Genomic DNA, 11,325 nt, shown 5'->3' with positions numbered 1-11,325 from the left:
CCTCGACGGTGGCGGCGGTGAGATCGACGAGTTCGTAGCGCGCGAAGGTGCCCTCGCTGGTCGAGACGTCGGCCCCGTCCACGATGGCGCCCGTCGTCGGACCCGCACCGGGAAGGATCGAGGAACAACCGGACACGAGGCATGCCGTCAGGGCTGCGAGAGCCGCTGTGCGAACCATTCACTCTTCTCCTGGCCGGCCCGACGCGCGGTGCGGTCCGGTGGGGCTTCCCGACGTCGCGCCGGGGCTCGACCGCGGCACGGTCACGGGCGGTTCGTCATCCCTATGGGCCAAACGCTGCCATAAGCTTAACGGATCGTTGCTGCGCGCGGCTGGGGGTCCAGCCGGCCCGGACCCCTCGGCCCACAATGCGTCATGACGGTGGCATGGCCACGCTTGGAGCCACGCTGGGAGCCACGCTCGGACCGCCGGAGACCTCCGCGCGCAGCTGCCGCCCGAGGGCGTCGGCCGTCAGATCGACCCGGATCGGGGCCGCGGGGACGGTCCTGCCGAAATGCAGGACCGCGTAATCCGTGGCGGTGCCGCCGAAGCCCGGGCGGCAACCCGGCAGGGACGGGGCGTGGTCGCCGAACACGCAGAGCGTCGCGGGCAGACCCTCCAGGCCGGCGATGAGCCGTTCCACGGCCTCCCCCGTATGGGCGACGTGGTGGAGGTACTGCGCGTGCGGATCGTCGAGGCCGGGCAGGCGTCCGGGCTTCCACGGCCCATGGTTCTCCATGGTGACGCAGAACAGGAACAGGGGGGTTCGGCGCGCCGCGACCTCGGACAGCACCCGCTCGGCCAGGGGGATATCTCCGACATAGGGTCCGACGCGGGGGGCGCCGGCGAACGCTTCCTCCATGACGAGGCGGTCGAAGCCGAGGCGCCTCACCACCGCCGCGCGGTTGAAGAAGTCGCGATGAAAGGGATGGACGAACACGGTCTCGAAGCCGGTGCGGCGGGCGAGGCCGGCCAGACTCGTCGGCTCGGCGCCGCCATGGGTCAGGTAGGGGTCGAACATTCCGAAGCCGAGGTCTTCGGCGTCCCTGCCGGTGAGCACCGCGTGCTCGGTCCGCATGGTGTAGGCGCCGTGGGCCGGCACCCGCAGGCGGCCGTACCGGGTCGCGCGGGCGCGGAGGATCTCCATCAGCGGCAGGGGCGGCCCACCGAGGCGCACGGGATCGACGAAGGATTCGAGCTGGACCACGACGACGACACGGTCCGGCGCCCCCGCCTTCGGATTGCCGGGGGCACGCGTCGGCGGGGCAGCCATGTCCGCAGGCGGTGACATTTCGGCGTGGGGCCCGTGCCGACCGTGCGACGCGCGAAGCGGATCGGCCGTCATGGGGGGCTCTGAACTCGGAAGAGCGTCCGCCCGCTGGCTCCGCCAGCGCGCCGCATAGGCCAGGATCGTCGCCGGCAGGCCGTACCGGGCGATGTCCGCCTCCAGGGCCGGCACGGGGAAGCGCGCGGCGAGCCGGCGACCGAGGGCGCCGTGGCCGGCCATCCGCGCCAGGGTCCAGAGGGCCAGGGGCAGGGCGAACACCGCCAGCACCGCGACGCTGGGCTCGTGCGGCAGGGCCGCGGGTTCGATCCCGTACCAGAGGGCGACGGCGAGAAAACTCGCCAGGATTGGGCCGGCCATCCTCGGGTCGGTGAGCGGTCGGGTGTAGTAGAGCTCCGGATGGCGCGGGACCTGCCGCAGGAGGGCGAAGTCGCTGAACACCAGTGGCTCGCCGATGACGCCGCGCTTCAACCGGCTGACGAGGGCGAGGATTGCGACGGTGAGCACGCAGGAGAACGCGGCCAGCCACGGCCGCCACGAGAACGCGAACCAGAACGCGGCCAGGAGCGCGTAGGCGCAGAGCCGTACGGCGAGGTCGCCGGGCCGCCGGCCGATGGGACGCACGCCGCGCCCGTCGAACGCCTCGATGGCGAGGCTGAGGGCGAGGGCGATGACGAGGGCCTGGAGGATCAAGCCGGGTCCGCCTTGTCTGGAGTTTTCGGGACCGGGGAGACATCCTGCGCGCCCGGCCCGACGCCGCGCCGGGCGCGCAAGGCCCGGACGATGGGGTTGAGGACGGCGTAGCGCGCCCGCATGGCCAGGAGGGTGCGCCGGCTGAGGGCGAGGGTGGAGGGCGCGGCGGCGTCGCGCTCCGCGCTCAGGCGGTCGAGGAGCTGCTCGGCCGAGCACGGCTTCATCGCCACGGGGTCGAGGTAGAGCGGATAGAGCAGCAGGGTCCCGGCCACCAACTCGTCGAGGGCGAGGCGGCGGCCGCGATCGGCGTTCGGCGCCAGGTCCTCGGTGAGGCCCCAGCCGGAGTAGAACGGCCGACCGTGCACCGCCACGGTCAGGCCCCGGATCAGGGCCTCGAAGCCGGCGAGCGACGTCATGGTCTCGACGTGATGGGCCCGGTCGAGGAGGTCGACGATGGAGAGGCCGCCGACGATGCGGTCGGCGAGCGCCAGGGCCTCGGCCTCCGGGATCTTGCCCGGCCGGAAGCCGGCCTCGACGTCGGGGTGCGGCTTGTAGAGCAGGAAGGCGTCGGGGTTGCGGGCACGGGCCGCCGCCAGGAGGGCGCGGTTCGAGCGCACCACGGGCGAGCCGTGCCGCACGGAGGCGTCGTCCTCCACCTGCCCCGGCACCAGGACGATGCGGCGGTCCTTCGGCCACGACCCGGATTCGTCCGACAGGCCGACATTGTACTTCGTCAGGCGCCGTTCGACGACGAGGTGGCGCAGGGCCTCGGCCCGCGCCACGAGGTCGGGCGGAAAGGCGGCGGTCTTCAGGATGCGCGCGAGCCGGCTGTCCCGGCGCGGGTCGTAGTAGATGCCGGAATCGTCGACCACGATGGAGGCGCCGGGCTGCAGGCTGGCCCCCAGCCCGACGGAGCGCAGGAATCCGTCCTCGACCCGGCACAGGGGCAGGCCGGCCTCGGCGCAGAGGGCTTCCAGGCGCTCGGGCATCCGCGTCGCCCAGGCCAGCACCCGCGCGCCGGGCGGGGCGAGGCGGACCGCCTCCTCGGCCGCCATGGCGTGGATCGGAGGGCCGAACGGGCCGGTGGTGAAGGCGTCGAGGCCGGGCCGCTTCCAGCGCGAGATGCCGACGAGCACCGTCGGCCGGTCGTTGTCGCGAAAGCGCGCCCGCAGCCACGCGACCTTGTCGAGGCACGCGTCCCGGGCGATGGGCGCCCGGGTCCAGGGATCGAACCAGTGGAGGCCGGCGCCGTAAGCGTCCTCGAGAGACGCCGGCCCGTCGGCCTCGACGGCCCCGGCGCCGGAAAGCCGCGCCGTGCAGGCGCTCGCCGCGTCCGAGGCGAAGACCCGCGCGGCGCGGGCGCACGCGGCCCAGGGATCGATGGGCTCACGGACGACCCGCAGGCGCGGCGCTGCGAGGCCGAGTTCCTGACATCCTTCGGGACTGCACACCGTGAAGTCCGTCTCCGGGTGACGTCTCAGCACCCGCGCCACGAAGGCCCGGTTGCAGGCTGGGGTGGCCGCGGCGTTGAGGAGGATCAGCGCCGGTCGGTCCGCCCCATCGAACTCACGCGATAGGAAGGCCGATGGATGACGCATCGACGGAGCCGTTGCTTCGGCGTGAAGCGCGACGGGCTCCCTCTCCTGGAAGGAGAGGGGTGGGGTAAGGTGGGCGAACTCTCCGGAAGACCCACACACCTCACCCTGTCCCTCTCCTTCCGGGAGAGGGGACCCGTGCTGCCCGCGAGAGCTCCCAGCTGGACCATCGCCTCCGGCCCCCGCCGGAAACCGGTTGCGACCGTGTAGGCGCAGGTGTGTCAGCTGATCGATCAGGGTTGAATCGGCCGGTATGCCGCCCATCGGCACGCCGTCGAGGGTGAGGCGCAGGCTCGCCATCCCCGTGGCGGGCGTGTCGTAGGGGCTGAGGATCGGCCCCGGCGCGACCGTGAGTACCGGCCGCCCGAGGCGGCTCAAGCTGGCGGCCGTGACGCCGTCCGCACCCCACACGACCGCGACGGCGCCGGGCCGGAACGGGTGGGCGAACGCGCTGCCCGTCGCCGCCGCGACCTGCCTGCGCAGGGCCCGGATGGTCCGGCCGGTGGAGAACAGGGAGGGCGGCGGGCTCGGGCGCATGAACGGTTCGACCAACACGGGAGGGCCGCCGCGTCCGGCCCGGTGCTGCTGGCTCTAGAGCATCGGCCCGAAAAGTGGGACCCGGTTTTCGGCGAACGCGGCTCGGGCGAAGGCCGGAGCGGCTCGGACGATCCGCCGTGGCCGGCGGCTCATGAGGATCGAAAGTGGCCTTCGGGTCACACGGATTAAAATTCGTTTTGCGCAACCATGCCTTAAGATTGCTGCCTTTGAACCGCTATGCGACGTCTTCACTCGTGACATTCGCCCGGTCTCCGGGCTTCAGGACCCCGCGCCTCGGAATGCTGCAACCCCGCGCCCCCGCGCATCGCGACGGACCCGCCACGTTCCTGTTCTTGCAGGGCGTCGCCTCACCGTTCTTCTCCGATCTCGGGCGCACCCTCGAAGAGCGGGGTCACCGGGTCCGGCGGATCAACTTCTCGTCCGGCGACTGGTTGTTCTGGCGCCTGCCCGCCGACAATTACCGCGGGTCGTTCGAGCACTGGGGTGCCTACGTCGCCGACTACATCGCCCGCCACGGGATCACCGACATCGTCCTGTTCGGCGATTGCCGGCCCTACCACGTCGCCGCCCGCGCCGCGGCCGAGCCGTCGGGCGTGCGCCTGCACGTGTTCGAGGAAGGCTATCTCCGGCCGAACTGGATCACCTGCGAACTCGGCGGCGTGAACGGCCATTCGTCCCTGCCGAAGACCGCCGCCGAGATCCGCGCCGTGGCCCGGCGCCTGCCGCAGCCGGGGCGCGCCATGCCGTCGAGCGGCGACATGGCCCGGCGCAGCCTGTGGGATGTCGCCTACAACATCGCCAATTTCGGCTTCCCGTACTTCTTCCCGCATTTCCGCAGCCACCGGCCCAACCACATCGCCGTGGAATATGCCGGCTGGATCAAGAAGTTCGCCCGGCGGGCCCATACGCGGCGCGAGGCGGCGCGGCTCAACGAGGCCTACACGGCGGTGGGGGTCGACTACTTCCTGCTGCCGCTCCAGCTCGACAGCGACTACCAGATCCGCGTCCACTCCCCCTTCCTCGGGGTCGAGGCGTTCATGGACCGGGTGATCGCGTCCTTCGCCGCCCATTCGGAAGCGCCGACGCGCCTCCTGATCAAGCTCCACCCCCTCGACAGCGGCCTCATCAACTGGCGCAAGTACGCCCGGCACTCGGCCAAGCGCCACGGGGTTAACGACCGCCTCGACATGATCGACGGCGGCGACCTGCCGAGCCTGATCTCCGGCAGCCGCGGCGTCGTCCTCGTCAACAGCACCGTCGGCATGCTGTCCCTCGAACTCGGCCGCCCGACCCTCGCCACCGGCGAGGCGATCTACAACCTGCCCGGCCTCACCCATCCGGGCGGCCTCAACACGTTCTGGACCGCCCCCGTGGCGCCGGATGCCGACCTCATGCGGGATTTCCGCCGGGTCGTCCTGCACCGGACCCAGGTCAATGGCGGGTTCTTCTCCCGCGAGGCCATCGCCCGGGCCGTGGCCGGCACGATCCCGCGCCTGGAAGCGACCCTCCCGGCCGCGGCGCTGGCCGCCGCCCAGGCCGGCCGCGCCGAGGCCGGCGACGCCCAGGATCTCGCCCCGGTCTACTGAAGCCCGGCGGCATTCCCTTTTCCCAAGATCGACAGATCCGATGCCCGTCATCCTCATCACCGGCGCGTCGAGCGGCATCGGCGCGGCGCTCGCCCGCCATTATGCGGCGCCCGCCGTCACCCTCGTGCTGCACGGCCGCGACGCCGCCCGCCTGGACGCCGTGGCCGAATCCTGCCGCGCCAGGGGTGCGACGGTGGAGACCGAGCGCCTCGACGTGCGCGACCGGGCCGGAATCGCCGCCTGGCTCGCCGCCACGCACGCCGCCCACCCCCTCGACCTCGTCGTGGTCAACGCGGCCATCAACGGCGGCGACCCCGGCGGCGGCGTCGAGACCGCCGTCATGGCGTTCGAGACCGTGGCGGTGAACCTCGACGGGGCGCTGAACGTCGCCCTCCCCTGCGTCGACCTCATGCGCGCGCGGGGCGCCGGACAGATCGCCCTGGTCTCGTCGCTGGCCGCCTTCGCGCCGCTCCCAGACGCCCCCGCCTACAGCGGCACCAAGGCGGCGCTCCTGGCCCATGGGCTGGCCCTGCGGGAGAAGCTGAAGCCCCACGGGGTGAAGGTGAACGTGGTGACGCCAGGCTACGTCCGCACCGCCATGGGCGGCGAGTACCAGGGCTGGCGCCCCATGGAGATCAAGGCGGCCGACGCCGCCGCCCGCATCGCCAGGGGGTTGGCGCGCGACCGGGACATCGTCGCCTTCCCGTGGATCATCGCGGCCCTCGCCCGGGGCTCGGCCCTGCTGCCCGAATCCCTGCGGCGGCTCGGCATGAGCGGGTTCAAGTTCAAGATCCGGACCGGCCGATGAGCCGCCCCCGCCTCGCCCTGTTCGTCCTCGAGGCCCTGCCGAATGCGCGGGCCGTGCGCCGCTTCGTCACCGAGCACGCCGCCGACATCGCCTTCGTCGGCCTGTCCAACGCCGAGCGTCCGAGCTCGGGGGGGCTCGTCGGACAGGTCCGGCGGCACCTCGCCCGCTCCGGGCCGGCGATCCTGCCCTATCTCGGGGTGAATTTCGGCCTGCCCGATCTGCTCTCGCCCCTGTCCGGGCTGACCCGGCGCCTCTCGGGCGCGAGGGACGCCGCCACGGCGACGCCCCTGAAGGCCCTGTGCCACCGCCTCGGCATCCCGACCCTGAGGGTGGACGACGTCAACGGGGCGGAGGTCGCGGCCCTGTTCGCGCGCCACACGCCGGGCGCCATCGTCACCTTCCACTTCGACCAGATTCTCTCCGGCGCGACCTTGGCCCTGGCGCCCCTCGGGGGCGTCAACGTCCATCCGGGCCTGCTGCCCCGCCATCGCGGACCGGTGCCGACCATCCACGCCCTGGCCGAGGCCGAGCCCGCCTTCGGCGTCACGGTGCACCGCCTCGCCGTCACCATCGATGCCGGGGCAATTCTTTCGCAGGAGGCGGTGACGTTGCCCGCCGACACCACGGCGACGCGGGCCTCGGTGATCCTGCACGAGCACGGGCGGGTGCTGTTGGACCGCGTGCTGACGCAACTGGCCGACGGCACGCTGCCCGACGGCGAGATGCCCGCCATCCTGCCCTATTGCCCGTTCCCGGACCGGGCGCTGCTCGCGGATCTGCGCCGGCGCGGGCGCAAGCTCACGGATGTGCGGGATCTGGGCGAGGCCCTGGCGCTCAGCGCGCGGGCCTGACGTGGATGCGTCGTGCGCGTGCCCTCTCCCCTCTGCGGGAGAGGGTGGCCCGCGAAGCGGGTCGGGTGAGGGGAGCGACGGTTCCGGAGAGGTCGCCCCCTCTCCCGGTCGCTGCGCGACCACCCTCCCCCGCAGAGGGGGGGAGGGACATGCGCGCAGTAGTTCGGTGCTGATTTCTAACGCGAAAACTTCTTGTACTTCAGCTTCTTCGGCATCAGCGAATCGGTGCCGAGGCGCCGCTTCTTGTCTTCCTCGTAATCCGAGAAGTTGCCCTCGAACCACTCGACGTGGCTGTCGCCCTCGAAGGCGAGGATGTGGGTGGCGATGCGGTTGAGGAACCAGCGATCGTGGCTGATGATCACCGCGCAGCCGGCGTAATCCTCGAGGGCCTCTTCCAGCGCCCGCAGGGTCTCCATGTCGAGGTCGTTGGTCGGCTCGTCGAGGAGCAGCACGTTGGCGCCGCCCTTGAGGGTGCGGGCCAGATGCACGCGGTTGCGCTCGCCGCCCGAAAGCGTGCCGACCTTCTTCTGCTGGTCGGAGCCCTTGAAGGCAAAGGCGGCGCAATAGGCCCGCGAATTGATCTCGCGCTTGTTGAAATAGATGATGTCGTTGCCGCCCGAGACCTCCTGCCAGACGGTGGCGCCGGGATCGAGGGCGTCGCGCGACTGGTCGACGTAGCCGAGATGCACGGTCTCGCCCACCGAGATGGTGCCGCCGTCCGGCTTCTCGGACCCGGTGATCATCTTGAACAGGGTCGTCTTGCCGGCGCCGTTGGGACCGATGACCCCGACGATGCCGCCGGGCGGCAGCTTGAACGACAGGTCCTCGATGAGCAGGCGGTCGCCGAACGCCTTGTTGAGGTGGTCGAACTCGATGACGTTGTTGCCGAGCCGCTCGTCGATGGGGATGACGATCTGCGCCGAGGCGTCGATCTTGTCGTTCTGCTTCGCCACGAGTTCGTCGTAGCGGGTGATGCGGGCCTTGGACTTCGACTGCCGAGCCTTCGGCGAGGCCGAGATCCACTCCTGCTCGCGGTTGATGGCGCGCTGGCGGGCCATGTCCTCGCGGCCTTCCTGGGCGAGGCGCTTCTGCTTCTGGATGAGCCAGGCCGAGTAGTTGCCCTCGTAGGGGTAGCCCCGGGTGCGGTCGAGCTCGAGAATCCAGCCGGTGACGTTGTCGAGGAAGTAGCGATCGTGGGTCACGATCAGGATCGCGCCGGGATACTGCTTGAGGTGGCCTTCGAGCCAGTTCACCGTCTCGGCGTCGAGGTGGTTGGTGGGCTCGTCCAGCAGCAGCAGCTCGGGCTCCCACAGCAGGAGCTTGCACAGGGCGACGCGGCGCCGCTCGCCGCCCGACAGGGTGGCGACGGGCATCTCGTCGGTGGGGCAGCCCAGCGCCAGCATGGCCTGATCGACCTTGGAATCGAGCTCCCACAGGTTGCCCGCCTCGATCTTGTCCTGGAGGGCGGTCATCTCGTCCGCCGTCTCCTCGGAATAGTTCATGGCGAGCTCGTTGTAGCGGTCGAGGAGCGCCTGCTTCTCGGCGACGCCCTCCATGACGTTCTCGCGGACCGACTTGTTCGGATCGAGCTGCGGCTCCTGCGGCAGGTAGCCGACGCGCGCTCCTTGCGCGACGAAGCCCTCGCCGGTCCATTCCGTGTCGATGCCGGCCATGATCTTCAGGAGCGTCGACTTGCCCGAGCCGTTGATGCCCAGCACGCCGATCTTGGCGTCCGGGTAGAACGACAGGTTGACGTTATCGAGGATCTTCTTGCCGCCGGTGTAGGTCTTGGTCAGACCCTTCATGTGGTAGATGAATTCGCGCGCCATGCCGGTGTCCTTGGGTGCTGGATCGGCGGCCCTCGCGGGCACGGCCGATGCCGAATGATGGGGTGCGCGGCCCCGCAGCGGCCCCTGGGGGAGCCGGCCGGGCCTCGCACGGTGCGCCGTCGCCGCCGGACGGTCCGGCCCTCGCCGTCGTCGAACCGCTCTGGGCCAATCGCTTCGCGTGATGAGTGTTGCGCCGGAGTATCAGGGCGGCGGCGGACCGGCAAGAAGATCGGGTGCGCGGCCGCGCGGCGTCAGGCGAAGGGGTTCTTCACCGTCTCGGCGCTTTTCGTCGTCTCGGGGACGGCTTCGGGCAGATCGGCCTGTGCCAGGGCCGCCACGATGGCGTTCACCGCCGCCTGGAGCGTGCGGGCCCGGTCCAGCCCGGCGCGATCCCGCGTCAGGTCGAGGGAGCCGTGCACGGCGATGCGGTCGGGACCGTTCTCCAGGGACAGGCCGCCGATGGTCTGAACGGCGGACGCGTCGGCGAAGGGCCGGAACACCGGCAGCGGCGTGTCGGACATGCGTGGTCCCTCCTAGAAGATCGCCCGCATCAGGTCGCGCCACAGGCGCCGGGCGAGGCGGTGGATCTGCTGCCTGGCCCAGGTCTCGAACGAGTCGGGTTCGCGGTTGCGCCCATGGGGGGCCGCGCCGGCCTCGTCGCCCCGCGAATAGGTGCGCGGCTCGGGCAGGTCCATGGCCCGGCGCTTCACCGAATCGGGAAGACCCGGAAACACGTCGAGTCCGGCCACGTCGCTCAGTTCGGCCAACGACACGGCGCGCCACTCCGCGTCGTCGCGGTTGGGCACGAGGTAGGCGCCCGCCTCCCCCCGCGCCGGGTCGTAGAGCGCCTTGAACAGCTGCGTCGGCACCAGGACCCGGCCGTTCATCGCCTGCACGCTGTCTCCGGCATAGACCGGCCCGGTGACGACGAAGACAGCGCCCCGCGCCGTGGCGAGACGTCGGACGCTCTCCTCGATGGCCGCCCACAGGCCGCGATTCACCGCCCGGTCCTGCGGCACGATGTTGGCCAGGGTGAAGGATTGTGCCTGCGCGGCCCCCGTCGGCATATCGCCGGCCGGCGCCATGTGGCCCCGGTCGAACCCGCTCCGGACGTAATCCTCCAGGCGGGCGCGGTCGGAGGCGGGCAGGGCCTCCTCGTCGTGGAAGGCATCGACCCGGTCGACGCGCCGCGCCGCTGCCACGCTCGGCCGGGTCAGGTGCTCGGCGGCATAGACCGGCGTGCGCGACACGGCGGAGTAGAGCAGCGCGAAGGCATCGTAGCAGAGGGGCGTCGTCTCGCGCCCGAGCTTCGGGTTGACAAGGTCGGGGCGGCGCCCGTCCGCGAAGTGCTCCGGACAGGTCTGCGCCTGCGCCGACCCGGCGAGGAGGACGAGGAGCGCGACGGTGCGAATCAGAAGCACACCCGGACCTTGCGGGGGCCGGACGGCGTCTCGCGCCAGCGATAGGCGCAGGGTCGCCCGAGGCTGCCCGTGAACGGGTGCACCTGGCGGTCGGCGGGGCCGGGGCCGGCCTGCGGACGGCATGGCTGCCCATACGAACACGTAGACGTGAAGTCCATCCGGTCGACGGCCTGCGAGCGTCCGGTTTCCGCCGCGCCAACGCCCCCCGTCGGGAGTACGCAGGCAAAGGCAACACAGGTCGAACGCAGGTGGCGAATCATCCGGCGGGCGCTCATGATCTGCCTTCCTGCGTGCCGTCGAAATCGAACGCCCCGTTGATCGGCGGCGGCCGGGCGTTTAACTGCCGCCCTTACGCCGGACTGCTTCGCCTGTCATGGGGGGCCATCGACCGCCCCCGCCCCACGCGTGGCAAAGCCGGGCAATGACGTTATAAGTGCAGATTCAAGGGTCCCGGTTCAGTCCAGGGGCCGAGCCGTTGGGAAGGGGGTCCGGCGCCGTGGGTGGCGAGGGGCCAAGCCCGTTCGAGCGGTCACCAGCGAACCAACGGGTCAATGCCAGTGTCTTCAGCCAATTCCTCGATTCTGGACGGTCTGTCCGAGACCTCCGCCCTGCGCGCGTTGCCGGAGAGCGATCTTCCGGCGGTGGCGGAGGCCGTGCGGGCGGAGATGATCGAGGCGGTGTCGATCACCGGCGGGCATCTC

General features: G+C 71.3%; 9 protein-coding genes. 4 read left to right on the top strand and 5 right to left on the bottom strand.

What is annotated here, in order from left to right; all coding sequences use genetic code 11:
- Positions 1–371: 371 nt before the first annotated feature.
- Complete coding sequence (locus tag FV218_RS20145) at positions 372–1,976, bottom strand: alkaline phosphatase family protein (RefSeq protein ID WP_187273115.1); 1,605 nt, start codon at positions 1,974–1,976, stop codon at positions 372–374.
- Positions 1,973–4,126, bottom strand: coding sequence for a capsular biosynthesis protein (locus tag FV218_RS20140; protein WP_246685203.1), 2,154 nt, complete (start codon positions 4,124–4,126; stop codon positions 1,973–1,975). Before FV218_RS20140 ends, FV218_RS20145 begins: the two co-directional genes overlap by 4 nt.
- Positions 4,127–4,407: 281 nt before the next feature.
- Between FV218_RS20140 and FV218_RS20135 the strand changes: the two genes are divergently transcribed.
- Genes FV218_RS20135 through FV218_RS20125 form a run of 3 tightly spaced genes read left to right on the top strand, consistent with a single transcriptional unit; the run spans position 4,408 to position 7,374 of the window.
- Complete coding sequence (locus FV218_RS20135; protein ID WP_147711294.1) at positions 4,408–5,715, top strand: capsular biosynthesis protein; 1,308 nt, start codon at positions 4,408–4,410, stop codon at positions 5,713–5,715.
- Between the two features lie 40 nt (positions 5,716–5,755).
- The gene (locus FV218_RS20130) at positions 5,756–6,523 is read left to right on the top strand and encodes an SDR family NAD(P)-dependent oxidoreductase (RefSeq protein WP_147711292.1); all 768 of its coding nucleotides are present in this window, start codon (positions 5,756–5,758) and stop codon (positions 6,521–6,523) included.
- Entirely contained in the window at positions 6,520–7,374 is an 855-nt protein-coding gene (locus FV218_RS20125) for a formyltransferase family protein (protein ID WP_147711290.1), read from the top strand. The genes FV218_RS20130 and FV218_RS20125 overlap by 4 nt, the downstream gene beginning before the upstream one ends.
- Positions 7,375–7,550: 176 nt before the next feature.
- Here FV218_RS20125 and ettA read toward each other — a convergent pair whose 3' ends face one another.
- The 3 genes from ettA to FV218_RS20110 all read right to left on the bottom strand — a co-directional run bounded on the left by ettA (position 7,551) and on the right by FV218_RS20110 (position 10,618).
- Positions 7,551–9,203 carry an energy-dependent translational throttle protein EttA gene (ettA, locus tag FV218_RS20120; RefSeq protein WP_056094285.1) on the bottom strand — a complete coding sequence of 551 codons (1,653 nt, stop codon included), beginning with the start codon at positions 9,201–9,203 and terminating at the stop codon, positions 7,551–7,553.
- A 251-nt stretch (positions 9,204–9,454) separates the two neighbouring features.
- Positions 9,455–9,724, bottom strand: a complete 270-nt coding sequence (locus tag FV218_RS20115; RefSeq protein WP_147711288.1) for a hypothetical protein — start codon at positions 9,722–9,724, stop codon at positions 9,455–9,457.
- Between the two features lie 12 nt (positions 9,725–9,736).
- The gene (locus FV218_RS20110; RefSeq protein ID WP_246685204.1) at positions 9,737–10,618 is read right to left on the bottom strand and encodes a DNA/RNA non-specific endonuclease; all 882 of its coding nucleotides are present in this window, start codon (positions 10,616–10,618) and stop codon (positions 9,737–9,739) included.
- Between the two features lie 557 nt (positions 10,619–11,175).
- On the opposite strand from FV218_RS20110, the gene FV218_RS20105 reads away from it, so the two are divergent.
- Positions 11,176–11,325: 1-deoxy-D-xylulose-5-phosphate synthase N-terminal domain-containing protein (locus FV218_RS20105; RefSeq protein WP_147711284.1), on the top strand; the 150-nt coding region annotated here is incomplete at its 3' end.

Origin of the sequence: Methylobacterium sp. WL69 (assembly GCF_008039485.1) — a bacterium.
In the GTDB taxonomy this organism is placed as follows: Bacteria; Pseudomonadota; Alphaproteobacteria; order Rhizobiales; family Beijerinckiaceae; genus Methylobacterium.
The sequence above is the reverse complement of the archived record's forward strand: the minus strand, read 5'-3'. Positions and strand labels throughout refer to the sequence as shown.